The following is a 25,963-nucleotide window of genomic DNA, read 5'->3' as shown; positions in this document are numbered from 1 at the left end:
TCCCGCGCCGTCGCCCGCGCGCCGCGCCGCCGTCACCGCCTCCGGCGCCAGACGGCGAGCGCGACGGCCGGAGCGAGCGCGGCCAGGCCGACGACTCCGGTGGCGAGCAGTCGGGTGGCGCGGGACGGCCGCTCCGGGCGCCGTGCCCACTGTCGCTCGGGACGGGCGGTCACCGGGTCGCCGTGCAGGCCGGCCCGGAGCAGCTCGGCGAGGTGGATCGCGGTCCGGCCCGCGGACGCGCCCTGCTCGACCTGGGTACGGCAGCTGAAGCCGTCGGCCAGGATGACGTCGGTGTCGGCGGCGTCCCGGACGGCCGGTAGCAGCACGCGTTCGGCGCACGCCTCGGAGACCTCGTAGTGCCCTGCCTCGAAACCGAAGTTGCCGGCCAGGCCGCAGCAGCCGGAGTCGAGGAACTCCGGCTGGGCCCCCGCCTTGGCGAGCACCGCCTGGTCCGCGGCGGTGCCGAGGATGGCGTGCTGGTGGCAGTGGGTCTGGATCAGGGTGTGCGCGGGCAGCTGCGGCGGCTGCCACCCCGGGGTGTGGTCGTGCAGCAGTTCGGCCAGGGTGACGGTCTGCTTCCGCAGCCGGGAGACGTCCTCGTCGTCGGGGAAGAGTTCGCGGGCGTCGCTGCGGAAGACCGCCGTGCAGCTCGGTTCCAGGCCCACCACCGGGATACCTGCCCGCAGGTGCGGGCGCAGCACGTCGACGGTCCGCCGGAGCACCCGTTTGGCGACGCCGAGCTGCCCGGTGGAGATCCAGGTCAGGCCGCAGCAGACCGCCTGGTCGGGCACCCGCACCCGCCAGCCGGCCGCCTCCATCACCTCGACGGCGGCCTGGGCGATGCCGGGGTGGAAGTGGTTGGTGAAGGTGTCCGGCCACAGGAGGACCTCGCCCCGCGAGCCGTCGCCGCCCGGGGTCCGCCGGGCGAACCAGCGCTGGAAGCTCTCGGTGGCGAACACGGGGATCTCCCGGCGCTGGTCGACCCCGCCGACCAGCTTCGCGAGCGGGCTCAGCCCGGGCGCCTGGGCCAGCGCGTTCACCATGCGTGGTGCCCGCGCGGCGACCGCGGCCACGGCGGGCAGCCAGCCCATCGAGTAGTGCGCGCGGGGGCGGAGCCGGCCCTGGTAGTGGTGCGACAGGAACTCCGCCTTGTACGTCGCCATGTCCACGTTGACCGGGCAGTCGGCCTTGCATCCCTTGCAGGCCAGGCAGAGGTCGAGGGCGTCCCGGACGGCGTTCGACCGCCACCCGTCGGCGATGACGCCACCCCGGGCCGTCCCGTCGAGCATCTCGAAGAGCAGCCGCGCCCGGCCCCGGGTGGAGTGCTCCTCCTCGCGGGTGGCCATGTACGAGGGGCACATCACCCCGCCGTGCGGTCGGCGGCATTCGCCGACACCCACGCAGCGCAGCACGGCCCGGCCGAAGCTGCCGGAGTCGTCGGGGTAGCGGAAGTGGGTCTGCACGTCGCCGTGGTTGTAGTCGACGCCCAGCCGGAGGTGGCTGTCCAGCGGATAGGGGGCGACGACCTTGCCCGGGTTCATCCGGTCGGCGGGGTCGAAGATGGCCTTGAACTGCCCGAACGCGCGGATCAGTCGCTCGCCGAACATCTTCGGCAGCAGTTCGCCCCGGGACTGGCCGTCGCCGTGCTCGCCGGAGAAGGAGCCGCCGTAGGAGACGACCAGGTCCGAGGCGCGCTCGATGAAGGAGCGGTACTGGCGTACGCCCTCGGCCGTGGTCAGTTTGAACGGGATGCGGGTGTGGACGCAGCCCTGCCCGAAGTGCCCGTACAGGGACGCCTGCTCGAAGCCGTACTCCCGGTACAGGGTGTCGAGATCGCGCAGGTAGTCGCCGAGTCGCTCCGGTGGGACCGCGGAGTCCTCCCAGCCCTCCCAGGTGTCCGCCTCGCCCGGTACCCGGGCGGTGGCGCCGAGGCCGGACTCGCGGACCCCCCACATCTGCTCCTCGTGGGCCGCGTCGTCGAAGCGGTGCACGGTCGGCCCGTTCTCACGCCGCAGCGCGTGGAGCAGCCGGGCGAGGGCGGCCTCCGCCTCCTCCGGCGTGTCGCCGCCCATCTGGAGCATCAGCCAGCCGCCGCCCTGCGGGAGCAGGTGCAGCGCGGCGGGGTGCAGGTGCTTGCGCTTCTCGAAGTTGATCAGTTTGTCGTCGAGGCCTTCGAGCGTGATCGGGTTGTGCGGCAGGATGTGCGGCACGTCGTCGGCCGCGGCGGCGATGTCCGGGTAACCGAGGAACACCATCGCCTTGCAAGGCACCACCGGGACCAGCTTCAGCCGGGCCCGCAGCACGGTGACCAGGGTGCTCTCCGAGCCGGTCAGGGCCTGCGCCACGTGGAAGTTCTTCTCCGGCAGGAGGCTGTCCAGGTTGTAGCCGGAGACCCGCCGGGGGATGTGCGGGTAGCGGGTGCGGAGGTCGGTCAGGTACTCGTCGCGCAGCGCGCGCAGCTGGCGGTAGATCTCGGCCGGCCGGCCGCCCCGGCGCTGGATCTCGGCGTACGCCTCGTCGCTGGTCTCGCCGACCCACATCCGGGTGCCGTCGTAGAGCAGCACCTCCAGCTCGACGAGGTTGTCGACCGTCTTGCCGGTGCGCTGCGCCGTCGACCCGCAGGAGTTGTTGCCGATCATGCCGCCGATGGTGCAGTGGTTGTGGGTCGACGGCTTCGGGCCGAACTCCAGCCGGTACGGGGCCAGCAGCTCGTTGAGCGTGTCGAGCACGATGCCCGGCTCCACCAGGCACGTCTTCGCCTCGGCGTCCACCTCGAGCAGCCGGTTGCAGTACTTCGACCAGTCGATCACCACAGCGGTGTTCGTGCACTCGCCGGCCAGGCTCGTGCCGCCGCCGCGGGACAGGACGGGGACGCCCAGCTGACGACACACCTCGATGGTGGCGACGGCCGCGTCGACGGTGCGCGGCACCACCACGCCGAGCGGGACCTGACGGTAGTTGGAGCCGTCGGTGGAATAGGCGCCACGGGACCCGGTGTCGAACCGGACCTCGCCGTCCACCACCGGGCGCAGCCGGGCGGCCAGGGCGTCCAGGTCCACGTCGGTGGCGGGAGCGGGCGCCCGGGTCACCGGGTCGGGCAGTCTGACCGGCGCAGGGGCGACCCGGGTCATGACCGCAGCTCGTTGATCTTGTCCCGGGCCACGGTGGCGAGCGTCGCCTTCTTGTGCGGCTCACCGCGCAGGAACGCCTCGGTGAAGTGCTTGGCCTGCTCGTAGCGGACCTTGCCGGGCATCGGCGGCTCGTTCGGGTTGACGTCGCAGTCCACCAGCGCCGGCCCCGGATGCGCCAGGGCCTCCCGGACCGCCCCGGACAGCGACTTCGGGTCGGTGACCTTCACGCCGTAACCGCCGCAGGCTCGCGCCCAGGCCGCGAAGTCCGGCTCCGGCTGCCCGTGCCGAACCTCGTACTCCGGGTAGCCGAGGATGATCTGCTCCCACAGGATCTGCCCGTACGCATTGTTGTTGTTGATGATCACCTTGATCGGCAGCTCGTGGCGGACGGCGGTGAGGAACTCGGCCATCAGCATGGCGAACCCGCCGTCACCGACGAACGCGATCACCTGCCGCCCCGGAAACGCGTGCTGCATGGCGACCGCGTACGGCAGGCCCGGCGCCATGGTGGCCAGGTTGCCGGACAGATAGAACTCCCGATTGCCACGGATGGTCCAGTGCCGCGCCGCCCAGGTGGCGATGGTGCCGGAGTCGCAGGTGAGGATGGCGTCCGAGGTGGCGGCCTCGTCGACGCAGCTGATCAGATACTGCGGGGCGATCGGCTCACGGCCCGGGTCCTCCAACGCTTCCATGTCCGCGCGCCAAGCGTCCCGCGCCTGCTGGTACTTCGTCAGGAAGGACCGGTCCGATCGGGCCTGGAGCATCGGCAGCAGTTGCTGCAAGGCCACCTTGGCGTCCGCGGTGACGGCCGCGTCGATCGGCAGCCGCAGACCGATGAGGCTCGCGTCGATGTCGATCTGGACCACCCGCGCCTGGCCCGGCGAGGGCAAATACTTCCCGTACGGAAAAGAAGTGCCCACCATCAGCAGGGTGTCGCACTCCTCCATCAGTTCCTCGCTCGGCTTCGTGCCGAGCAGGCCCAGCCCGCCGGTGGTGAGCGGATGATCGTCCGGCACCACCATCTTGCCCGACAGTGTCTTCACGATCGGGCTGGCCAGCGCGTCGGCCACCGCGAGGACCTCGTCCCGAGCACGGCGGGCGCCGACGCCGACCAGCATCGCGACCTTCTTCCCGGCGTTGAGCACCTCAGCCGCCCGGGCCAGATCCGCCTGCACGGCCGACACCGCCGGCTGCGACACCACCGGGCTGCTCATCGGCGGCTTCCCCGGGCTGACATGCCGATACGGATCCTCCCCCGCCGCGGCGACCTGCACATCATTGGGGAAGGACAGGTGTGCGACGCTGCGCCGGGCCAGAGCGTGCCGGATGGCGATGTCCACCACCCCCGGCACCTGCTGTGGATTCGTCACCATCAGGTTGTAGGCCTCCGCCACATCCTGATACAGCAACGCCGCGTGCACCTCCTGCTGATAGTGCGAACCCAGCACCGACGTCTCCTGCATTCCGGTGATAGCCAACACCGGCACGTGGTCGAGCTTGGCGTCGTAGAGGCCGTTGAGCAGGTGAATCGCCCCTGGCCCGGACGTCGCGACACAGACCCCGACTCGCCCCGTCGCCTTCGCATAGCCGGTGGCCATGAAGGCCGCCGCCTCCTCGTGGTGCACCAGCACGAACCTCAGCTTGTCCCGCTGCCGGCGGAAGCCCTCCATCAGGCCGTTGATGCCGTCCCCGGGCAGGCCGAAGACCGTGTCGACGCCCCAATCCACCAGCCGTCGGGCCAGGCTCTCGCCTACGATCTCCTGCACGTCACGCCTCCTGATCCTGGAGTTACCGCGGTCTGGCGCCCGCAGGTGCCGGCCACTGGAGCGCGGCGCAGTCCCCGCGCCGGCCGCCGTTCCCCGTGCCAGCTGGGCCGCCGCAGGGACTGGTGCTCGCGTACCGGGGTGTCACCGGCACGTCCCGAGTCTCCGGCAGCTACCCGGGCCCGTGCCGGCGAACCGGCAAATGGCCGCTCTGCTCCCCCGGCCGCCGTGCCACCCCGGCGTTGCCTGGACGTCACCCGCGGCGACCGAGTCGCGCCACCAGATAGCCGATGACCAGCCCGGCGGCCACGGTGGCGAGGGTGCGGCCGGTGACCGTCGCCCGGAGCCGGGTGAATCCCTCGCGGGGGTCGACGACCGCACCGGCCACGTTGCCGGCCGCGCCGACAACCACGTCACTGAACCGGCTCTTGTTCATCGCCCGCCACCTCTCCTGCCCGCTTTTCTTACCGCCCGTACCCGTCGTTCAGGACGCCAAACGGGCGGCTCCGGCCCGGGCGGCCAACCGGTCGCGCCGGGCGGCTCGGTCGACCCCGCTGTCCGGCGGTCAGGTGGGAGACAGCCCTGCTGCTCGGCTGTCCAGCTCGCGTCCCTACGGCAAAGCGGGGTCAGGGATGCCCGAGCCGGTGGGATACTCCTCCTGCTGGCGCTGGCGAGCCGCGGACGTTCCGGCCGCCCGCGCGACCACGATCCGCCCTTGGCCGGCGCTGCGGCGTACGCCCACTACGGCACGGGCCGACGGCGGCCTGCCTCGCGGACAGGAGGCCCGATGCACCAGCCGCAAGGCAGGCGTCCACCCCGCGCCGGGACCGCGACCACGACCGGGCCCGCCGCGACGGACCCCTTCGTCTGCAACGCCCGCGATCACGGCCTGACCGGCGACGGAACCACCAACGACCAGCCGGCACTCCAGCGGTTGGTCGACCACCTCGGCGCCGCCTACGCCCACGACGGTCAGCCGCGCACCATCTACTGCCCGTCCGGGGTGTACTCGATCAGGGACAAGGGCACCGTGTGGAGAAGCGGTGTCTCGCTGATCGGCGCGGGGGCCGCCGCCACCCGGTTCGTGCTGGCCAATCCGGGCGATCCGCGCTCCCCCACTCCGCTGGCCTACTTCACCGCCCGGGAACACGGCGCCAGCCGCGACAACCACATCGCCGACTGCACCTTCGCGTACTTCGAGATCGACGGCTCCGGGGTGCGGCTGCCCGAATACGACGTGCTCGCCAAGGGCCTGGGCATGCAGTACGTGTGGCGGGGCCGCTTCCACGACCTGTACATCCACGACACGGCGGCCACCGGCTTCGGCTGCGACTTCCTGCAGGACACGTTCGTCGACAGTCTGTTGATCGAGCACTGCGGCCGGCTGGAGAACGGCGAGTGGATGGGCGGCGCCGGCATCGGCATCGGCATCGGCGGCTGGGGGCCGGTGGAGCGGTGCACGGTCAGCGCGTGCACCACGATCCGCAACGGCACCAACGGCATCTTCTTCGAGCTGCAGGGCAGGGACTGGACCCCGCCTCGGGGGATCCGCGTGATCGGCTGCCACGCCGAGGGCAACCGGTTCGGCATCTCCGATTGGGGCGCCGACGGGCTCATCGTCTCCGGCTGCACCCTGATCGGCAACCACCAGGCCGGCTACGACGTGTCCTCGCTCGGCACCACGGGCGTCGCCGGGCGGGGCGGCATCGTGACCGGCTGCGTCATCGAGGACAACGTCTGGGACGGGGTCGCCATCGGCAACACCCCGGGCCCCTACACCGTCGAAGGCAACCGCATCAGCCGTAACGGCCGCTACGGCTACTGGCAGCACAACCTCGCCGGCGGACCCCAGGCGCCCGCCACCGACATGATCATCAAGGACAACGAGTTCTGGGACAACGCCCTCGAGGGCATCCTCGCCGACTCCTCGCTGGCCGACGTCGCCATAGCCGGCAACCGCATCCGCAACAACGGCCGGCGCACCGCACCCGCCTCGTCCGGCAGCGGCGACACCGTCTCGTACACCGAACGGTCCCTCACCGACACATCCGCGAACTGGGTGCCGGACGGCCACCGCGGCAAGTGGATCACCGTCGGTGGGCACCGGGTCATCGTCATGGGCAACACCGCGACCAAGTTGGTGCTCGCGCCGCGCCGCCCCGGCGCGCTGACCGCCTGGCCGGACCGCACCCCACCGCCGGGGACTCCCTACGAGATACCCGGCGCCCCGCCCACCAGGGCCGGCATCACCGTGGCCGCTGTCACCTACCACCCCACCATCCACAACAACCGGGTCTGGGACAGCCAGCCCCACCGGACGCAGACCCACGGCCTCCAGATCACCACCGCCGGCACCTGCGAATCCGGGTGGGTCCACGACAACCACCTGGACGGCAACGCCGTCGCGGCCGTCCGCTTCGACACCGCCCCGTCCGGCGGGTGCTGGTATCACAACATCGGCCTGGATGACTGTCCCGGGCCCTGACCACGGCGTGGAAATTCCGCTGCCGGTGTGGCACCACGGTGGGTAGTTTCCCCAGATGACCGCTGTCCCGATGGCCACCTCGCGCCTGCAGTTCCACACCGACCCCGACGAGTTCCTCGCTGCGGCCGGTGACCACCTGGCCGCCGACCCGGTGATCGGTACGGTGGTGGCCGGCTTCGCGCACCGGCGGTCGGCTCAGCAGGCCGATGGGATCGCGCAGCCCGAGCGCGACTGGTGGCTGGTGGTCAGAGACGAGTCCGGCGCCGTGGTCGGTGCCGGGATGCGCACGGCTCCGTTCGCGCCCTACCCGCCGTTCCTGCTGCCGATGCCCGACGAGGCGGCCGTGGCCCTGGCCCGCACGTTGCACGAGCGCGGGGAGGAGGTGCTCGCGATCAACGGGGCTCTTCCCGCCGTCGAACGGTGCGCCGCCGAGCTGACAAGACTCGGTGGGGGCCGGGTACAGGTCAGCCAACACACGCGGCTGCACGAGCTCGGCGAGCTGGTCCGGCCGGAGCCCGCGCCCGGCGGCCTGGTGGTCGCGACCGAGGACGACGTGGACCTGGTCACGGAGTGGTTCGGCGCGTTCGTGGGCGATGCCGACGAACAGGCGGGCCGTCCGCGAGGGGCCAGCGCGCACGAGATGCCCGAGCGTGCGGAGTTGCTGCGCCGGCTCCGCGCCGGGCGGATGTGGTTCTGGGTCGACGACGAAGGGCAGCCGGTGCACCTGACGGGCGCCAACCCACCGTCGTTCGGGGTCGCGCGGGTGGGTCCGGTGTACACGCCCCCGACGCAACGCGGGCGCGGCTGGGCCAGCAACGCGGTCGCCGAGGTTTCCTGGCGGCTCCAGGCCGAGGGTGCACGGGTGTGCCTGTTCACCGACCAGGCGAACCCGACCTCGAACAAGGTCTACGCGAGGCTCGGCTACCGCCCGGTGGTCGACATGGCCAACCTCGTCATCGTGCGCTGACGCGCTACCCGGCTCGGCGGTGCGGCCGGGTGCCAGTCCGGCCTACCGCGACCGGCAGCCCGTCGTCACGGCGAGAGCGCCCGGCCGTCAAGTTGGCGTTCCGGCTCGCACGTCCCGGCCCGAAGCTTAGGCTGAACCTTGGCGCCTCGGTGGCGCCAAGGAGATTCCTTGCTCTGGCCAGCCGGCACATCGGCCGGCTCCCGTGTTGTGGCCACGCTCGACCGCCTCCGGTCGCAGGCAGGTCGGCGTCCGTCCGGACCGCGCGAGGTAGTCGGCGGAAAGAGGATTCTGATGGCGACAGCAACGATGGCGACAGAAGTACGCGCGTTCCGCGTTGATGTCCCAGCGGGGGATCTCGTCGATCTCCGCCGACGCCTGGCGACGACCCGGTGGCCCGATCCGGAGACGGTTCCGGATCAATCACAGGGCGTGCAACTGAGCCACCTTCAGAAGCTCGCCCGGTACTGGGCGGCGGACCACGACTGGCGCAAGGTGGAGACGAGGCTCAACGCCCTGCCGCAGTGCATGACGAACATCGACGGCCTCGACATCCACTTCATCCACGTCCGCTCTCCCCATCCGAACGCCCTGCCGCTGATCATCACCCATGGCTGGCCCGGCTCGATCCTGGAGTTCCTGAAGGCCATCGGTCCGCTCACCGACCCGCCGGCTCATGGTGGCCGGGCGGAGGACGCCTTCGACGTCGTCATACCCTCGATGCCCGGCCACGGCTTCTCCGAGAAACCGCAGGATACGGGCTGGGATCCCGACCGAATCGCGCGCGCCTGGGCCGACCTGATGGGGCGCCTGGGATACGAACGTTATGTGCACCAGGGCGGCGACTGGGGGGCACTCGTCGCGCATGCGATGGCGCGCCAGGCGCCGTCGGGGCTTCTGGGCATACATGTGAACATGCCGGCGACGGTGCCGGGCGACCTGGCGAAGGTAACCATGAGTGGCGATCCGGCCCCGGCCGGGCTGTCCGCTGACGAGAAGCGGGCCTTCGAGACGCTGAGCGGCTTCTTCCTGAAGAACGCCGCCTACGGGGTCATGATGCAAACCCGACCACAGACCGTGGGCTACGGCATCACGGATTCGCCCGTCGGCCTGGCAGCCTGGCTTCTTGACCACGGTGACGGTTATGGCCAGCCGGCCGGGGCGATCCAGCGGGTGCTCGAAGGGAAACCCGCGGGCGACCTCACCCGGGACGATGTCCTCGACGACATCTCGCTCTACTGGCTGACGAACACCGCCGTCTCTTCCGCGCGGCTCTACTGGGAGAACAAGTACGACTACTTCAGCGCCGCGTCACAGCAGACAGCGGAGATCTCGCTTCCCGTGGGGGTGACCGTGTTTCCGGGCGAGATCTACCGTGCACCGAGGACTTAGGCGGAGCAGGCATACCGGCAGCTCAGCTACTTCAACGAGGTCGACCGGGGCGGTCACTTCGCGGCATGGGAGCAGCCCCAACTGTTCGCGGAGGAGCTTCGAGCGGCCTTCCGGTCGCTGCGATGACCGGGTGAGCCGACCGGCGGACATCAGCGTCCACCGGACCGGAGACGGTCGGCTACGCCGGCTGGAAGGGCCACTCCTCGAACGATCGGCAGCGCCCGTCCTCGGCGAATCGCATGATCCACAGGTCGCGGTACTCCTGCTCGACCGGGTCGCCGTACCGGACCTCCACTCGGGCGACCGCGGTGTCGCCCTCGACCGCGACGATCTCGCTGGTCAGGTGGAACACCTCGGCGGGGCCGTCGCGCTCGACCTCCCACATCCGGGCTATCGCCGGCAGGCCGATGACCGGTGTCCGGTAGGGCCCCTGCAGGTAGCTCGCCGCTTCGGTGAAGAGCGTGGCGAGCACCTCGGTCCCCGGCGTGCGCCACGCCTGCTCGTAGGCCGCGACCCAGCCCGTCACCTGCTTCCGATCCACAAGTACCCAGCTTGCCAGCTGACCGGCGTCAGGTGGCGAGGTCCGGCCAAGCACGCGCGAGGCGTTCGCCGTCCGCGGCCGGACCGGCCCTGCCGGCGAGCAGTCAGGCCAGCAGCTGCGCGAGTGCGTCGGCGAAGACCTCGTGGTGCCGGGCGACGTCCTCGACGGTGGTCTGCGGGCACATCAGCGCCATGTTGTGGAACGGGGTCAGCAGGACACCCCGGTTGATCAGGTAGACGTGCAGGTAGTCCTCCAGGTCGGGGTCGGCGCAGGCCGCTGACTCGGTGCCGGTGCGGGGAGCCGGCGTGGCGAAGCGGTACTCCACCCGCGCGCCGAGTTGGCTCACCGACCAGGGCAGCGCGTACCCGTCGATGATCTTGCGGATGCCCTCGGCGAAGACCGTCGCCACGTCGATCATGCCGGCGAACGCGTTGTCGGTGAGTACCTCCAGCAGGGTGGCTCGGGTGGCCGCGATCGACACCGGGTTGCCGGCGAGGGTGCCCCCGACACCACCCATGTCCACGAGGTCGAGGTCCGCCCGGCCGGTCAACGCGGCGGCCAGTTCGGCGGACAGGCCGTACGCGCCGACCGGGACGCCGCCACCGATGGCCTTGCCGATCGTGACCACGTCCGGCGTCAGCCCCCAGGCCGCCGTCGCGCCGCCCGGCCCGGCGGAGAAGGTGTGCGTCTCGTCGTTGATGAGGTAGGTGCCGTGCTGCCGGGTGAGCGCGCGGACCCCGTCGAGGTAACCGGGCTCGGGCAGCACGATGCCGATGTTGGTCAGCGCCGGCTCCATCAGCACCGCGGCGACGTCGCCGTGTGCGAGTTCGCGGGCCAGGCCGTCGAGGTCGTTGAATTCGGCGACCCGGCTGGTCACGGTCACGTCGCAGGGGGCGCCGACGTTGCCCTCGCGGCTGCGCGGGCGCCCGTCCGGCCCGACCACGATCAGCGATTCGTCCACGGAGCCGTGGTAGCAGTAGCTGTTGACCAGGATGCGGGGGCGGCCGGTGACGGCGCGCAGCAGCCGGATCGCCCACCGGTTGGCGTCGGTGGCGGTCAGGGTGAAGCTCCAGGCGGGCAGCCCGAAGCGTCGGCTCAGCTCGGCCCCGACCGTCGCCGCCTCCTCGGTGGGCAGCATGGTGCTCGCTCCGCCGAGCTCGGCCAGTCGACGGGTGACCGCGGCGACGACCGGGTCCGGGGAATGTCCGGCCATCGCGCCGGTGTCGCCGAGGCAGAAGTCGACGTAGTCGTGCCCGTCGATGTCGGTGAGTCGGGCCCCGCGGGCCCGGTCCACGTACACCGGGAAGCCGGCGGCGTTCTTGTTCATCCACGTCATCGGCACCTTGCCGAACAGGTGCTCGGCCCGGGCGTACGCGGCGGCCGACCGGGGGTGCCGGTCCACGAACTCGGCCCGTTCCCGCTCAAGGAGCCGGTTGAGACGCGCGCGGTCAATCCCGTCAGCTGCGAAATCCGTCGGCATTCGGCGACAGTACCAACGGAGTGCTCATCGAACCAGTAGCTGCGCGACTGATTCCCGCCTCTCACGCCGGGCAGCGCAACGTTCCCTTCCGTCCGCGGGATGAGCGGAGGACCGGCCGCCCGCCCGGCATGATGGGAGGAGCCGCCAGGAACTGGAGGATGAGGCATGAGGCTTGGCCTGCACTACTGGAACTTCTCCACGCCCGCCGACCCGGCGGAGATCGCCCCGGCCCTGGCGGAGACCGCAAGGATCGCGGAGCAGGCCGGCGTCTCCACATTCACGGTCATGGACCACTACTTCCAGATGGAGTTCACGACGTCGGCCGACGAGCCGATGCTCGAGGCCTACACAACCCTGGGCTACGTGGCCGCGAAGACGGAACGGATGACACTCGGCGTCCTCGTCACCGGGGTGATGTACCGCCACCCGGGCCTGCTCGCCAAGATTGTCACCACTCTGGACGTGCTCTCCGGCGGGCGCGCCCAGCTCGGCATCGGCGCGTCGTGGTACGAACGCGAGCAGCGCGGCCTCGGCGTACCGGTCGTCCCGGTCGGCGAGCGCTTCGAACGGCTCGAGGAGACGTTGCAGATCTGCCGGCAGATGTGGAGCGCCGACAACGGCCCGTTCGACGGCAAGCACTACCAACTGGCCGAGACGCTGTGCGTGCCGGGGCCGATCAGCCGGCCCCACCCCCCGATCATGATCGGTGGGGGCGGCGAGAAGAAGACCCTGCGGCTCGTGGCCCGCTACGCCGACGCCTGCAACCTGTTCGGCGAGAGCGCCGCCCAGGTCGCGCACAAGCTGGACGTCCTGCGGCAACACTGCGCCGCCGAGGGCCGGGATTACGACAGCATCGAGAAGACGGTGCTGGTCATGCGGCCGCCCCTGGCCGACGTCGACGCGTTCGTGGCCGAGGTGGCCGAGTACGCCGCGCTCGGCGTGACGGAGGTGCAGACAATGCCCGACCGCCACCCGGTCGAGTTCGCGCAGCAGTTGGCCGAGCAGCAGGTCGCGACGCTGCTGGCCGAACTTCCGTGAGCTACCCCGCGGCGATAAGCGGCGAACCCACGCTGACGACCCGTGGCGGCCCATCCCCTCGCACGGGCCCGACGTCGGAGCCGATCGTCAAGTATCCTTCCGGAGGTGCCGGCACCGCTGTCGCCCCGTCTCGCCGCGATCGTGAACGCCCTTCCCCTCCAGCCGCACTCCCGCGTCCTGGAGATCGGATGCGGGCCCGGGGCCGCCGCACGAGCCGTGGCGGTCCGGCTCACCACCGGCCACATCCTGGCCATCGACCGATCCGCCCGCGCCGTCGCACAGGCGGAGGCCGGTGCGGCGCCCGAGATCGCGTCCGGCCGCATGAGTGTCCGCCAGGTCGCGGCCGAGGATTTCGTCCTGCAGGACGGCGAAGAACCGTTCGACATCGTGTTCGCCGTCCGCGTCGGCGCCCTCGACGGGCGGCATCCCCAGGCGGGTCAGCGGGTGTTGCCGCGGCTCGCCGTGGCGACCAGGGCCGACGCCCGCCTCTTCGTCGACGGTGGCGACCCGCTTCGCGAGCTACCCATCCCGCGGTCGTGAGAGCTTCTGCCGGCGGTCCCGTGGTGGCCGGGCGCGTCAGCGCGCCCGGCCACCAGGATCGAGGTCAGGTCAGCCCTGGCCCCCGAGGTACATCGCGTTGAACAGCAGGCGGTAGGTGCCGTGCGACTGGGCCCGGTGCTGCGGCTTGAAGCCGATCATCACGACCTGCCCGTCGCCCACCTTGGCCGTGACCACGGCCCCCTTCCCGCCGATGACGTCGTCACCGAGGAGGAAACCGCTCTTCAGCAGGTTCGTCTTCGGCCAACTGGCCGCCACCGTGACGTCCTTGGCTCCCTGCTCGACCTCGAACGCGGGACCGTTGGCGACGAACGCCGACGCGGTCGAGGCGAACCCGGCGCCGACCGGGTCGGTCGAGTCGACGTTGAGATTCAGCACCGATCCCGGGATGTTGTACCGGGTGTCGGCCACCCCTTCGGTGACGTCCTTGACCGGCACCCCGAACGCCTTGATCGGCAGCTGGGCCGCCTTGTTCAGGGTCACCAGCGTGCCGCCCGCCTCGACGAACGCCTTGAGCTTGGCCACGCCCGCGTCGGTCATCCCGCCGGTGTACTCCGGCGGCAGCGATCCCGCCGCCCGGCCGTTGCGCATCGAGTTGTACGTGGCGTCGGGCAGCACGATCGTGTCGAACTTCGCCCGCAGGTCGCCAGCCCGAACCGCCGCGTTCGTCAGCTTCTCGTAGCGGAAGCCGAACTGGTCGAGGATCAGCCGGGTCCAACCCTCGTCGTAGTTGTTGAACCCGTCGTACAGGCCGATCCGGGGTGCGGCGAGAGTGGTCACCTTCGCCGGTTTCACGTCCACCGCCGCGATGCTGAGCCCGAGCCGGGTGGCGAGCGACGTCACTCGCTCGTCCGTGCCTGCCGCGGGCGTGACCAGGAAGGTCCCGGCCGGCAGGGTGCCGGTTCGGGTGGTCACCTCGCCGCCGCTGCGGGAGACCTTCTCCCCCGCCGCGAGCAGCGAGTTCACCGCGGCCGAGCTGTCGTTGACGCGGGGGTCGAGGGCGTACGCGTACTTCGGTGCGCCCGCCACCACCCCGGCCGGCACGGCCGGCCAGTCGACCTGGCGGGTGGTGGCCGGGACCGGCTGGTCGAGCTTGTCGACGGTGACGCCCATCTGGAACGACAGGGTGTAACCGGTGATGTCGTACGGCGGCTCCAGCGGGCCGCCGGGGTAGAGCCGACGGTCCGGGTACTTCTGCGCGTTGAGCAGGTCCAGGACCGCCGCCCGGTAGGGCTGGGCCTCCCGGACGAGGTAGCTGCCGGCCGGGTAGGTGCGGTTGCCCACGGTGAACGAGCTCACCGCCTGCTCGACCCGGATGTTGTTCCACCGCAGCTTGTCCACCAGCTTCGTGGCGGTCGGGAAGTCGGCCTGGTCGGCCGGGATCACGTAGGTCGTGCGGGCGCCGTCACGCGCGCCGTCGCGGGCCATCTGCGACGCCCCGTAGAGCAGGGACTCCCGGTCGTCGCTGGCCACGCGCAGCATCGCCCACGAGGCCGTCTTGATGTAGTCGCAGCTCTGCGAGAGGTGCCACTCACCGCCCTTCCATGGGCTGGGGTAGAACACCGACGGCTCGCTGGTCGAGGTGCCGTCCGCGAAGGTCTTCGGGAACGTCGCGGGGTCGTACACCCGGGGCGTCGCCGAGGCGTGCGCCGTCTCGGTCAGGATGCCGATCTGGTTGTGGTAATACGGCGCGGTCCGCGCGCCGCCGTTCCACCAGATGTCGTACGACTGGCGCGCCAGCGCGCCGCCCTTGTCCTCCCGTTCCAGCCGTTGCCCCATCGCGTCGCCGACGAGGTTGACGCCGCGGACCACCTGGGGGTGGATGTTCGGGTTCAGCGGGTCCTCGTACGGCGGGATGCTGATCCGCGCCGGGAAGACCGCCGTCTGGTGCACGTTGTGCATGACCTGCGGGATCCACTCGTGGAACAGTTGACGCCCGACGTTCTGGGTCTCCTGCAGGTTGAACATGTACCAGTCACGGTTGTTGTCGTGCCCGGCGTACTTCTGGTAGAGCTCCGGATAGCCGGCGTCCTGGTAGGGACCGCCGAGGTTCTGGCGGTACCACTCGGCGACCTTGGTCCCACCGTCCGGGTTGACGTTCGGCACCAGCAGGGTGATGACGTTGTCGCGGATCGCGCGCGCCTCGGGCGTCTCGCTGGTCACCAGGTCGTAGGCGAACTGCGGGGCGGTCTGGTGACCGGCCACCTCGGTGGAGTGGATGCCGAAGTCGACCCAGGCGATGGCCTTGCCGTTCTTCGCCAGGTCACGCGCCTCCGGCGCGGGGAGCGCATCCCCCTGGGACAGCTGTACCGAGGTCTTCCGGTAGCGCTCGAGGTCCTTGTCCTTGAGGTTCTTCTCGGAGGAGACGATGGCCATCAGTTGCGGCCGGCCCTCGCTGGTCTTGCCGATCTCGACCAGCTTCATCCGGTCGCTGGCCTTGTCCAGCGCACGGTAGTAGTCGGCGATCTGCTCGTACGTGGCCAGCTTGTAGTCCGCACAGGGCACCCAGCCGATCACGGACTCCGGCTTCGGCACCCGGTCTCCCGCGGTGGCGACGGTTCCCGACGTCAGCACCGGCGTACCGATCAACGTCAGTACGCAGGCGAGTGGCACCGCGGTCCGAGACAGTCTTCGTTTCACCTGACACCCCTTCACAGCACATTGCACGACGGAAAAGGGACCGACAGGGGCGGCCGCGCCAGATCGGATGAGATCGATTCAACAGGCTTCGATCAATTTCAGGAACGCTGTCGGCGGCAATTGAGCAAATCTTGAGCCTTGCTGATGTTACCGAACCCGGCCCCGGACAGCCTGGTCCGGGCTGATTGGCGTCGCGTCCGCGGTCCGGCTCGCCGACAGGTGAGGGATTGAACGAGGGCGGACGTTTCAATGGCACGGCAGAATTGCGGTCGAGGTTTCCGCAACGACCGCACACATATTCGCCCCGCGACCCGTCGAAAATGAAGGAGGGCGGGAACGCTTTCCCGCCCTCCGTCTGGGCTACTGGGTGAGCTCGGCGACCTGTTCAGCCGTCAGCCGAAGCGCCTCCGCAGGAGCTTCAGGGCGCATCCTGGCCGCCGCGGGCGGGTCGGCGGGCCGCCGCAGATGCCAGTCCGTGGTCGCCTGGTAGGCGGCCACCACCGACAACAGCCGGTCCTCGGCGTACGGCAGTCCACCGAGGATGGTGCCGATAGGTACGCCCGCGGCGGTGAACCCGATCGGGAAGGCGATCTCCGGCAGACCCAGGATGTCGAAGGGCACCGGGTCGGTCTGCACCACCACGTCGCACACGTCGAACAGGTCGTTGAGCACCCGTTCCATCAGCAGCAGCTTGGCTCGCTGGCCGGTGAGGAACTCGTTGCCACCCAGCAACGCTCCCTGCAGCCAACTGGTCACCGACACGCCGAATCCGCGCAGGTCTGTCCGCAGGTACGGCATGAACGGCTCGCTGCGCTCCGGCAGCCGAATGTTGTTGAAGGTGCTGCCGGTCAGTTGGCTCCACCCGTCCGGCAGCGACACGTCCACCAGCGTCGCCCCGGGTATCTCGGCGAGCTGGGCCAGGTACGCCTGGCGGGCCGCCGCGGTGGCCGAGGTGCCGTTGGTGAAGCCGGGCAGCACTCCGATCCTGGTGTTCCACCGCAACCTGACCCGGTTCCTCTGGTAGACCGGGGTGGCCGCGTCGATGAGGTCGGGCACGTCGGGCAGTCCCTGGCTGCGCGGGTCCGCCGGGTCCTCGCCCGCCATCGCGGTCAGCATGATGGCGGCGTCCTTGGCATCGCGCGCCAGCGGGCCCGGATGGTCCCGGGTGTAGCTGAGCGGAATGACGCCGGTCGCCGAGACGCGGCCCATGGTCGGCTTGAGTCCGGTCAGGTTCTGGGCGTTGGAGGGTGCGGTGATCGAGCCACCGGTCTGGGTGCCGATGCCGGAGGTGGCCATCCGGCCGGCCACCGCGGTGGCGGTGCCGGTGGACGATCCGCCGGGGTCGGTGTTGCGGTTGGTCGGCGTCCAGGCGTTCACCGTGGTGATCACGCCGGCGGGCGTGGTGGCACGGGTGGTGGCCAGCGGACCCATCTGCGTCTTACCGAGAACGATCGCGCCGCCCGCCTTGAGCCGGGCCACCGCGGTCGCGTCGTACGGCGGCACGAAGTCCTTGAACAGGAAGGAGTTCGCGGTGGTCAGGACACCTTCGGTGTAGTAGTTGTCCTTGATGGCCAGGGGAATGCCATGGAGCGCGCCGAGTCGTGGCGCGCGAACGGCAGCGCGTGCCGCCGCGGTGGCCGCTTCGGCGAGCACCAGGTTGAACGCCTGGTAGGTGCCGTCGTACCTGGAGATGCGCGCCAGATACGCCTCGAGCAGCTGTTCGGGGGTCAGCTTGTTGGCGCGGATGAGCCAGGCCGCCTCGGCGATGGTCAGCTCGGTCGGATCGGCGACCGCCTCCGGCCGGGGCTGGGTGTAGGCGTTGGGCTGGTCCAGGGCCCGGTTCCTGGTCCCCGCGCCGGGGTCCACGGACAGCGGGCCGGCCGCCAGCGCCAACGACGGCGAGGCGACGGTGGCACCTGCCGCGGAGGCGATGGCCAGCGCGGCGGCGCGCGCCAGGAACACCCGGCGGTCGATCGAACGGTCGAGTGGTTCGGCAGTCATGCCTTCCGCCATTCTGTGCTGTTCGAGGGGTACAGAATCGGCACATGTTGCTGCGACAGCGCCCTCCCGACCTCGGGATCCGTGGCGTCGGGGGCGGGCAACTGGTACGCGGCCAGCGCCGCCACGGTGCCGCGCAGAAACGAGCGCAGCGAGGCGAGCACCGAATCCCGGCCCGGCGAGCCGGTCTCCGGGTCGGCGGCGCTTCCTGGCGGAAGTTGATCAAGATCGATACCGAGCGTGGCCAGCCGAGCTCGGATCAGGGTGTTCAGCTCAGCATCGGTGGGCGGAGTAGGGGCCATGGTGCTCCTCTGGTGATGCACGTCGCCGTGTTCCATCGAAGTGAGCCGAACCTAGGCTGGCCACACTGCCTGGAGGCACCTCAGGCATGGAAATTGAGGGACTCTTGAGTCTGCCCGTCCGAGGTGGACGAAGGCCGCCACGGTGACGAGCCTGGGGGTGACGAGTTGCCCGGGCCCCCGGCCGCGGCTCTCCCACGAGTTTCGGCGAACGCGGCACCACGCCCCGCACATCTAGGCAAGTCAATGCCATAAGTAGGACGTCGCTACTTTCGTTACATTTTCCTTCATCTGCCTACTTGATATTCAAGTGATGACTGTCAATGCTTCAGCGGCAGTATTTTGGGGCTCCCGACCCGCTATCCGAAAGGTAGGGAACATGTCCACAAGACTGCTCCGCGGCCTGGCAGCTCTCGCGCTGGCGACCGCGGCGACGCTGGTCACGGCGGGGACCGCGGGCGCCGCCCCGGCCACCCTCAGCACGTCGAACAGCGCCGTCATCGGAAGCTACGCACAGCTCAGCCCGGAGGTGGCCCGTACCGCCACGGGCAACGGCCCCGACGCCCGGCAGCGGGCCCTGGCAGCGTACTGGACCCCGACCCGAATGAAGGCGGCCAAGCCGGACACCGAGATTCCCGCGGTGAAGGCGGCGCTCGCCGCGCGCGACAGCGCCGGGAACCGGGCGACCAGCACCACCCGCCCGCAGGGGCCGTCCGGCAGCGTGGCCCCGGCCGCGCCCGCCGTCGAACCGAAGGCCAGCGGATCCACCGCCACCTCGCCCGGCATGTCGACGCAGGCCTACTACCCCAACTACCCGGTCGGTCACCCGGTGGCCCGCACCTCCGGCAAGGTCTACTTCACCCTCAACGGCGGCAACTACGTCTGCTCGGCGACCATCGTGAACACCGAGGGCAAGTCCGAGGTGTGGACCGCGGGTCACTGCCTCACCGGCAACCGGGCGTGGGCGACCAACTGGACCTTCGTCCCGAACTACAACAACGGATCGGCCCCCTACGGCTACTGGTACGCCACCCAGTTGTGGACGACCACGGCCTGGTTCAACAACAACGGTGACTTCGCCAACGACGTCGGGTCGGCGGTGATGGCCCGCAGCAACGGCTGGCGGATCACCGACTACCTCGGCGGACAGGGAATCGCCTGGAACTACCCGATCGGCCAGTACGACTACGCCTTCGGCTATCCGGCCGCGTCCCCGTTCAACGGTGAGGTGCTCACCGCGGAGAACGGCCCGACCTACGACGGGGGCGGCGGCACCATCTACATGCTCAACTACATGACGGGTGGTTCATCCGGCGGGGGCTGGCTGATGTCGTTCGACGGCAACTGGGGTTACCTCAACGGACACAACGACTTCAAGTACAACACCCTGCCGCAGTACATGTTCTCGCCGTACTACGGCAACCAGGTGGCCGACCTGTACAACACGGTCCGGAACATCTCCAGCTAGTGCGACCGGATGGCGCCGGGTCCGGCTCGGACCCGGCGCCATCCGTCATCCAGGTCGCGCGGATCCTGGCGCCCGCGCGCCTGATCGACACAGGGCTCAAACGGGGATTTCGGCGCTGAGGACGATGGTCTTCTCCTCGGGGAGGTGGAGGAACTCGGCCTGGCTGGCGGCGTTGTGGGCGAGGCCGATGAACAGGCGTTTCCGCCAGGTGGCCAGCCCGGGATGTGGGGTGCACCGCAAGGTGATCCTCGAGACGAAGTAGGAGACCTCGTCGAGGTCTATCCCGCTGGCGAGGGGGTGGGTGGCGGCGCGGCGCAGGACCTCGGGGAAGTCGGTGGGATCCTGGAAGCCGAACACGGCGGTGATGTGGATGATGCCGTCGTTCGGGTCGCCGAGGTCATCGAGGGTCAACCGCTGATCCCAGGGAATGTGCGGGACGTTCGCGGTACGGCCGGTAATGAGCACGATTCGCTCGTGCCGGACATGGTTGTGCGCGACGTTCGCGCGCAGTGCCAGCGGGGTGGTGTCCTTGTTCGGGTGGGGGAAGACCGCGGTGCCCGGCACCCGCGGGATGTCCGCGGCGTGCAGGGTGTCGATGAAGTCCGGCAGTGGTCCTTCCCGTTCGGTCCGTCGCGGGGTGACCAGCGCGGCTCCGCGCCGCCAGGTCATCAGGATCGTGAACAGGGCTACCGCGATGAGCAGCGTCAGCCAGCCACCGTGGCTGACCTTGGCCAGGTTCGCGGTGAAGAAGATCAGCTCGATGCTGCCGAAGACGACCCCGAACAGCACCACCCGCCGAGCGGACCAGCGCCACAGCGCTCGCGCGACGACCAGGACCAGGGTCGTGGTGATCAGGAAGGTGCCGGTGACCGCCACCCCGTAGGCCGCGGCGAGTTTCGTCGAGGAGCCGAACGCGAAGACCACCACCAGGACCGCCGCGAACAGGCTCCAGTTCACTCCGGGCAGGTAGATCTGCCCGTACTCGCGCTGGGACGTCTGCCGGATGCGCAGGTGCGGCAGGAACCCCAGCCGCATGGCCTCCCGGGACACCGAGAAGGCCCCGGAGATCACCGCCTGGGACGCGATCACGGTGGCCACGGTGGCCAGGACGACCATCGGCAGCCGCGCCCATTCCGGCATCAGGAGGAAGAACGGATTGGCCCGGCTGTCCGGTGCGCGTAGGATCAGTGCGCCCTGACCCAGATAGTTGAGGGTCAACGCGGGAAACACGATGGCGAACCAGGCCCGGCGGATCGGGGCGCGCCCGAAGTGGCCCATGTCGGCGTAGAGCGCCTCGGCGCCGGTGATCGCCAGCACCACCGCGCCCATCGCGACGAACGCGATGATCGGGTGGTCGACGACGAACAGAACGGCATACGTCGGCGACAGCCCGCCCAGGATGCTCGGGCGGCGGAACACCTCGGCCGCGCCGGCCACGCCCAGGCAGGCGAACCAGAGCAGCATGATCGGCCCGAAGATGTTCCCGACCCGTCCGGTGCCCCACCGCTGCCCGGCGAACAGCACGGTGAGGATCGCCGCCGACACCGGCAGTACGACCACCGCCAACTGCGGGGACGTGACCTCCAACCCCTCCACTGCCGACAGCACGGAGATCGCCGGAGTGATCACGCTGTCGCCGTAGAACAGGGCGGCGCCGAGCGCCCCGAGCGCCAGCACGCCGGCGGCGCGCCTTCCGCCGGCGTTGCGCAGCGCCTGCCGGGCGAGGGCGGCCAGGGCCATCACCCCGCCCTCGCCGTGGTTGTCGGCTCGCAGAATGAAGATCACATACTTGATCGACACGATCAGGGTGATCGACCAGAAGACCAGCGAGATCACGCCGAACACGTCGCGGGAGCCCGGGTCCAGGCCCCGGTCGAGCGTGAAGACGGTCTTCAGCGCGTACAGCGGGCTGGTGCCGATGTCGCCGTACACCACACCCAACGCGCCGAGCAGCAACGTCGCCCCCGCCGCTTTTCCCGCCGCCGGGCCCGCCAGCGATGTCTGGGACGCCGTTCCACCGTCTTCCGTCGGCTCGGTGCCGCCTACCGCAGGCTGCTCGTTGTTCGCTTGCTCCGACACCCCACAGGCATACCAACCCGCACGCCGCCATCTACCAGGGAAACCGGAACTGCACGGACGTGATTTTCTTTCGCCCGCCGAACTCGGTGGGATGGACGCCAGGTCACCCGGCGACCAACTCCTCGACCTGCGCCGCCGGTTCGCGGTGGACCACCTGAGGCGTGGTGCGCCGGCCGGACCACAGCACCCGGGCGACGATGCCCGGCCCGAAGAGCCCCGGCGGCGGCGTCATCAGGTTGGCCACGCTCAGGAAGCGCCGACCGACCACCGGGTGCCGCGCGGCGGCGGCATGCAGCCGGGTGACGTACCCGTTGAGGAAGCGGGTCCGGCGGCTGCGCGGTCCGACGACCGCCGGGTAGCGCAGGTCGGCACCGACTGCCATGTCCCACGGCACGTCCACCACCTTCGCCGCTCCGGCGAAGAAACGGCGGGCCAGTTCCCGCCGGCCCTGCCGGAGACAGTCGCGCAGCACCATCGCCTCCGCCGCGGCCACCGTCATGCCCTGCCCGTACGCCGGGTTGAAGCTGCAGATCGCGTCGGCGAACGCGATGAAGCCCTCCGGCAGGCGGGCGAGGCGCTCGTAGCGGCGGCGCACACTGGTGGGCAGCCGCATCCGCTTCGGCGGGCCGAGCGGCTCCGCCCGGCTCAGCAACGCGTGCAGCTCCGGGGCGGGCAGCCGCCCGGCGAAGGCGAGGTAACCCTCGGGGTCGATCGGCGGGGCCTGGTCCGGGCCGACGCCGAACAGCGTGACCATCCACCGGTCGCCCTCGGCCGAGATGGCCACCCCGCCGTACGGGACGGCCGGCGACGGGCTGCTGACGAAGGCGGCGAAGTTGGCCTCGCCCGGGGTGCGGCGGTAGTCGCGGGAGACGTACACCGTGTGGGGGTCCACCCGGTCGTCGACGGGCGGCTGGTAGCCGAGTTCGGCGAGCCAGGTGGGGCCGCGGTTGCCGCGGCCGGTCGCGTCCACGACCAGGTCGGCGGCGTGGCGCTCCTCCGGCCCACCTCGAGGCAGGATCCGGGCGCCGGTGACGCTGCCGCCGTCGGCGTCGACGAGCAGCCCCAACGCCTCGCACCTGTCCCGGATCTCCACGTTGGGCAGGGCACGGACCCGCTCCCGGACGTACGCCTCCAGGGCGCGCCGGCTGACGCAGAGTCCCTGCAGCCCGGAGGCGACCCGGGGGATCCGGTGGCCGTCGTTGACCCAGAGGCAGTCCCGTTGGATGTCGATGGCGGCGGCCCCCTGGGCGGTCAGGTCGCCGGTCAGACCGGGGAAGAGCTCCTCCAGGATCTGCCGGCCCCGGGCGAGCAGGCCGTGCGAATGCCCGCTCTGCGGCACACCCTTGCGGTCGGCGGCCTCCGCCGGCAACTCGTCCCGGTCGAAGACGGTCACCTTCGCGTACGACTCGCTCAGCACCCGCGCCGCGAGCAGGCCGCCGATGCTGCCGCCGAGGACGACCGCCCGCCCGGTCTCATTGGTGGTGGACACGGTTGACTCCGTTTCAATCAAATGGATGTCTACAGTCAGCGGCACGGCGTCGCCGCAGGGAAAGCGAATTGACGGACGGCTAGCTGACAGTGAATTTCCCGTCAGCGGCTCCACCCTTTCCGATCTGTCGACCGATCGATTTCCGGCGGACAAAATCGCTGCTCAGGCCGCAACGATGGACCTCGCGGCGGGCGTGGTGACCGACATCTCAGTCGTCAACCGGTCAGTAGTTGCCGGCTATCAGCTCACCGAAAGGAGGACGCGGCGACCCGGCCGATCAGGCACCGCGAAAGGCGTAAAGGCAACTGCCCCCGGCGACGAACGGTCAGCACCCCGTCAAATTGGCAGGGCCTTCCGAACCGGCCGTCGAGCACCGTCGTCAGGGTGACCATCGGCTGTCGCGACGCGAGTCCGGCTGCACGGCGTAGATGGTGCAGTGCAGCGGCAGCGACTGGGAACCGGGATAGTAGAGCCGCCCCGTCGCGTCGGTGATCTTGAAGTATGCCGTGCAGGCAGCCTCGACGTGCGGTGCGCGCAGCCGAACCCGGATCACCGCCTCGGCGCCAGGATCCACCTCGCCGAGTCGCACCCGGATCGGCGACTGGAGCCAGCCGGCCACCCCCGGTGCGCCCTGCCGGGTCAGCCACCGCCCGCGCCAGGGCACCGGGCCGACGTTGCGCACCGTCCAGGTCTTGTCGAACGCCTGGCCGACCGACACCACCGTGCCGTCCGGTGGATCCTCGGCCATGAGCAGGCAGCAGTCGGCCGGATCGTGGTCGACCGGCACACTGCCCCCGGCCACCGCCGGAAAGCAGGCGACGCCGCCCAAGTGGCGTAGCCGGGCGTCCCGCAGCGACGTCTCCCGGCCGACCCGGACCGCCGCCTCCAGGTCCAGGAACTGGCCGAGCAGAGCCTGCCCCGCCCCGAACGTCGCGTCGTACCACTCCACCAGGCCGCGGCTGGGCTTGGTCAACCCTCGCTCCACCCGGGACAGGTGTCCCTTTCCCCACCCGGACAGGTCCGCAGCCCGGGTCAGGGACGTCTCCGCCGACTCACGCAGCTCCCGCATCCGCGCCCCGATCACCTCACGCGCCTGCGCCGCCCGCATGTGCGTCACGCCCTCCCCGACCGTTGCCTACCTCGCCAACCGGCGACCCGTCCCCGATCCTCGGCAGACAGGCCCGTTATATAGGAATCAATGGATCTGGGGGAAGGGCATGACACTGCTGGAGAGGCCGAGAAGACGTACCACCCGTTGGCTCGCCCGCACCGTCCTGGCACTGGTCGTCACCACCGCCACCACGCTTGGCCTGGCGGCGCCGGCGCTCGCCGCCACCGGCACCGTCCAGGCATCCGGTGGCCTCTACGTCCGCTCCGGTCCGGGCACCGGCTACTCGGTCGTCGGCAGCGTGGCCAACGGCGCCACGGTCAACATCACCTGCCAGACGACCGGCGAGTGGATCAACGGCAACTGGGGCGCCACGAACATCTGGGACCGGCTGGACAACGGCGGGTACGTCTCCGACGGCTTCGTCTACACCGGCAGCAACGGCCAGGTCGCGCCGAGTTGCACCAGCAGTCGGGCTGACAACGCGGTCGCCTGGTACGAAGCCCGGTTCGGGTCGACCGCGTACGAGGGCTACTGCGAGATGGCAGCCGAGAACGCGTACGGCCGGACCGGCATCTACGCCTCCGCAATGGCGGACTGGAACGACGCCGTGGCTCGCGGCACCGCCCACCGGGGCGACCTGAACGCGCCCCGCGGCGCCCTGGTCTTCTGGAACATCAGCGCCCCGTACGGGCACGTCGGCATCTCCCGCGGTGACGGCAGCTTCGTGGCGACCAGCGTGAACGGGCGGATCGGCTCCGCCCGGCTGCCCTACTACGCCAACTACCTCGGCTGGAGCTGGCCGAACTTCTGACCCGATGGACGGGCGGCGGGCCGATCCGCCGCCCGTCCCGTCGCCGTCGCACCGCATCCCTGGGGGCGAACGGCGGCCTGTGCTCCCTCGCCGACGCCTCGAGGCAGCGGCGCCGGGCCGGTAGCCGACCCGCGCTCGACCAGCGACGGACGGGTGCGGCACGCCCCAGCGCGGACGCCGCGCCCGGTCAACGGAGCTCCTGTCCCCGTCGGCGCGTCCCGCACTGCAGGGAGCGTTCGCCTGGGCAACCCGCTTGCCCACCCCGGCGGCCCTGGGTTAGCCTTCCGACGGGCGCGGATGCCGGCGCGCAGCGCCACCCGGAGCCCGATCCGCACACTTTCCCGCTGGCGCACCGCCCGCCGCACTGCGGGCGCCTCGGCCCGAACTCCTGAGCCGCAGCCGATCCGGGAGCCCTCAGCGATTCGTCGCTTCGCATGAAGCCCGCTAGTGGCGAAGCAGGCGGGTAGTCGAACGCGCCCGCATCTCGCGGACCAGGCGGCTGGTCGCGGGCCGGCGAGGTGGCCACCAGGTGTGGCCGGACCTCCGCTCGCGCCAGCGTCCGCCGGTGCGCTCCCCGCTCGCACGGCATCCATTTCCGCTCCCGGCTGCTCACCCTCACCGCCCGCCGGGACCGTCGCGCCGGTCCTTGGCACCGGCACGCCCGGAACCCGCCGTTCCAGCCCGTCGCCGCCAGTCTCCGGCAGGCGACCGGACCC

Annotated in this window: 18 protein-coding genes; 7 read left to right on the top strand and 11 right to left on the bottom strand. The window is 70.5% G+C overall.

All coding sequences use genetic code 11. The features are described 5' to 3' along the window. Positions 1–32: 32 nt before the first annotated feature. From ACFYML_RS19910 to ACFYML_RS19900, 3 genes are all read right to left on the bottom strand, one after another. The gene (locus ACFYML_RS19910; RefSeq protein ID WP_387422029.1) at positions 33–3,131 is read right to left on the bottom strand and encodes an FAD-binding and (Fe-S)-binding domain-containing protein; all 3,099 of its coding nucleotides are present in this window, start codon (positions 3,129–3,131) and stop codon (positions 33–35) included. After that, on the bottom strand, positions 3,128–4,897 hold the full coding sequence (locus ACFYML_RS19905) for a thiamine pyrophosphate-dependent enzyme (protein ID WP_387422028.1): 1,770 nt from the start codon (positions 4,895–4,897) through the stop codon (positions 3,128–3,130). The genes ACFYML_RS19910 and ACFYML_RS19905 overlap by 4 nt, the downstream gene beginning before the upstream one ends. 250 nt (positions 4,898–5,147) lie before the next feature. Next, positions 5,148–5,330 carry a hypothetical protein gene (locus ACFYML_RS19900; RefSeq protein ID WP_387422027.1) on the bottom strand — a complete coding sequence of 61 codons (183 nt, stop codon included), beginning with the start codon at positions 5,328–5,330 and terminating at the stop codon, positions 5,148–5,150. 351 nt (positions 5,331–5,681) lie between these two features. Between ACFYML_RS19900 and ACFYML_RS19895 the strand changes: the two genes are divergently transcribed. From ACFYML_RS19895 to ACFYML_RS19885, 3 genes are all read left to right on the top strand, one after another. After that, positions 5,682–7,379, top strand: coding sequence for a right-handed parallel beta-helix repeat-containing protein (locus tag ACFYML_RS19895; RefSeq protein WP_387422026.1), 1,698 nt, complete (start codon positions 5,682–5,684; stop codon positions 7,377–7,379). Positions 7,380–7,434: 55 nt separating this feature from the next. Continuing rightward, complete coding sequence (locus ACFYML_RS19890; protein ID WP_387422025.1) at positions 7,435–8,346, top strand: GNAT family N-acetyltransferase; 912 nt, start codon at positions 7,435–7,437, stop codon at positions 8,344–8,346. 291 nt (positions 8,347–8,637) lie between these two features. Further along, positions 8,638–9,735 (top strand): epoxide hydrolase family protein, encoded by a 1,098-nt coding sequence (locus ACFYML_RS19885; RefSeq protein WP_387422024.1) that lies wholly within the window; start codon positions 8,638–8,640, stop codon positions 9,733–9,735. 178 nt (positions 9,736–9,913) lie between these two features. Here ACFYML_RS19885 and ACFYML_RS19880 read toward each other — a convergent pair whose 3' ends face one another. Together ACFYML_RS19880 and ACFYML_RS19875 are read right to left on the bottom strand one after the other, a co-directional pair. Continuing rightward, positions 9,914–10,276 carry a YybH family protein gene (locus ACFYML_RS19880; protein WP_387422023.1) on the bottom strand — a complete coding sequence of 121 codons (363 nt, stop codon included), beginning with the start codon at positions 10,274–10,276 and terminating at the stop codon, positions 9,914–9,916. Between the two features lie 103 nt (positions 10,277–10,379). Then, positions 10,380–11,756: a transaminase gene (locus ACFYML_RS19875; protein ID WP_387422022.1), complete on the bottom strand. Its 1,377-nt coding sequence runs from the start codon at positions 11,754–11,756 to the stop codon at positions 10,380–10,382. Between the two features lie 165 nt (positions 11,757–11,921). On the opposite strand from ACFYML_RS19875, the gene ACFYML_RS19870 reads away from it, so the two are divergent. Continuing rightward, a complete protein-coding gene (locus tag ACFYML_RS19870; protein ID WP_387422021.1) occupies positions 11,922–12,794 on the top strand; it encodes an LLM class F420-dependent oxidoreductase in 873 nt (290 codons plus the stop codon). A gap of 105 nt (positions 12,795–12,899) precedes the next feature. After that, positions 12,900–13,334 (top strand): methyltransferase domain-containing protein, encoded by a 435-nt coding sequence (locus ACFYML_RS19865; protein ID WP_387422020.1) that lies wholly within the window; start codon positions 12,900–12,902, stop codon positions 13,332–13,334. A 69-nt stretch (positions 13,335–13,403) separates the two neighbouring features. On the opposite strand, the gene ACFYML_RS19860 is transcribed toward ACFYML_RS19865, so the two are convergent. The 3 genes from ACFYML_RS19860 to ACFYML_RS19850 form a co-directional block, all read right to left on the bottom strand. Continuing rightward, positions 13,404–15,992, bottom strand: coding sequence for a M14 family zinc carboxypeptidase (locus tag ACFYML_RS19860; protein WP_387422019.1), 2,589 nt, complete (start codon positions 15,990–15,992; stop codon positions 13,404–13,406). Positions 15,993–16,352: 360 nt separating this feature from the next. After that, on the bottom strand, positions 16,353–17,993 hold the full coding sequence (locus ACFYML_RS19855) for an amidase (RefSeq protein ID WP_387422018.1): 1,641 nt from the start codon (positions 17,991–17,993) through the stop codon (positions 16,353–16,355). Next, on the bottom strand, positions 17,990–18,328 hold the full coding sequence (locus ACFYML_RS19850; RefSeq protein WP_241825544.1) for a hypothetical protein: 339 nt from the start codon (positions 18,326–18,328) through the stop codon (positions 17,990–17,992). The genes ACFYML_RS19855 and ACFYML_RS19850 overlap by 4 nt, the downstream gene beginning before the upstream one ends. Before the next feature lie 340 nt (positions 18,329–18,668). On the opposite strand from ACFYML_RS19850, the gene ACFYML_RS19845 reads away from it, so the two are divergent. Then, positions 18,669–19,757, top strand: a complete 1,089-nt coding sequence (locus ACFYML_RS19845) for a hypothetical protein (RefSeq protein ID WP_387422017.1) — start codon at positions 18,669–18,671, stop codon at positions 19,755–19,757. A 96-nt stretch (positions 19,758–19,853) separates the two neighbouring features. Here the strand turns inward: ACFYML_RS19845 and ACFYML_RS19840 are convergent, their stop codons facing one another. The 3 genes from ACFYML_RS19840 to ACFYML_RS19830 form a co-directional block, all read right to left on the bottom strand. After that, positions 19,854–21,836 carry a potassium transporter Kup gene (locus ACFYML_RS19840; RefSeq protein WP_387422016.1) on the bottom strand — a complete coding sequence of 661 codons (1,983 nt, stop codon included), beginning with the start codon at positions 21,834–21,836 and terminating at the stop codon, positions 19,854–19,856. Positions 21,837–21,939: 103 nt separating this feature from the next. After that, positions 21,940–23,325: an FAD-dependent oxidoreductase gene (locus ACFYML_RS19835; RefSeq protein ID WP_387422015.1), complete on the bottom strand. Its 1,386-nt coding sequence runs from the start codon at positions 23,323–23,325 to the stop codon at positions 21,940–21,942. A 379-nt stretch (positions 23,326–23,704) separates the two neighbouring features. Then, positions 23,705–24,433: an NBR1-Ig-like domain-containing protein gene (locus ACFYML_RS19830; protein WP_387422134.1), complete on the bottom strand. Its 729-nt coding sequence runs from the start codon at positions 24,431–24,433 to the stop codon at positions 23,705–23,707. A 109-nt stretch (positions 24,434–24,542) separates the two neighbouring features. On the opposite strand from ACFYML_RS19830, the gene ACFYML_RS19825 reads away from it, so the two are divergent. Next, positions 24,543–25,247 carry an SH3 domain-containing protein gene (locus ACFYML_RS19825; protein WP_357436257.1) on the top strand — a complete coding sequence of 235 codons (705 nt, stop codon included), beginning with the start codon at positions 24,543–24,545 and terminating at the stop codon, positions 25,245–25,247. Positions 25,248–25,963: the final 716 nt, after the last annotated feature.

The organism is Micromonospora sp. NPDC007230 (assembly GCF_042869115.1).
Classification (GTDB): Bacteria; Actinomycetota; Actinomycetes; order Mycobacteriales; family Micromonosporaceae; genus Micromonospora.
Note: the sequence above shows the minus strand (reverse complement) of the source record. Positions and strands in the feature narration are given on the sequence as shown.

Coding starts and splice junctions, on each gene's coding strand:
- ACFYML_RS19910 (WP_387422029.1), bottom strand. CDS start 3,131: ATGACCCGGGTCGCCCCTGCGCCGGTCAGACTGCCCGACCCGGTGACC.
- ACFYML_RS19900 (WP_387422027.1), bottom strand. CDS start 5,330: ATGAACAAGAGCCGGTTCAGTGACGTGGTTGTCGGCGCGGCCGGCAAC.
- ACFYML_RS19895 (WP_387422026.1), top strand. CDS start 5,682: ATGCACCAGCCGCAAGGCAGGCGTCCACCCCGCGCCGGGACCGCGACC.
- ACFYML_RS19890 (WP_387422025.1), top strand. CDS start 7,435: ATGACCGCTGTCCCGATGGCCACCTCGCGCCTGCAGTTCCACACCGAC.
- ACFYML_RS19885 (WP_387422024.1), top strand. CDS start 8,638: ATGGCGACAGCAACGATGGCGACAGAAGTACGCGCGTTCCGCGTTGAT.
- ACFYML_RS19875 (WP_387422022.1), bottom strand. CDS start 11,756: ATGCCGACGGATTTCGCAGCTGACGGGATTGACCGCGCGCGTCTCAAC.
- ACFYML_RS19870 (WP_387422021.1), top strand. CDS start 11,922: ATGAGGCTTGGCCTGCACTACTGGAACTTCTCCACGCCCGCCGACCCG.
- ACFYML_RS19855 (WP_387422018.1), bottom strand. CDS start 17,993: ATGACTGCCGAACCACTCGACCGTTCGATCGACCGCCGGGTGTTCCTG.
- ACFYML_RS19850 (WP_241825544.1), bottom strand. CDS start 18,328: ATGGAACACGGCGACGTGCATCACCAGAGGAGCACCATGGCCCCTACT.
- ACFYML_RS19845 (WP_387422017.1), top strand. CDS start 18,669: ATGTCCACAAGACTGCTCCGCGGCCTGGCAGCTCTCGCGCTGGCGACC.
- ACFYML_RS19830 (WP_387422134.1), bottom strand. CDS start 24,433: ATGCGGGCGGCGCAGGCGCGTGAGGTGATCGGGGCGCGGATGCGGGAG.
- ACFYML_RS19825 (WP_357436257.1), top strand. CDS start 24,543: ATGACACTGCTGGAGAGGCCGAGAAGACGTACCACCCGTTGGCTCGCC.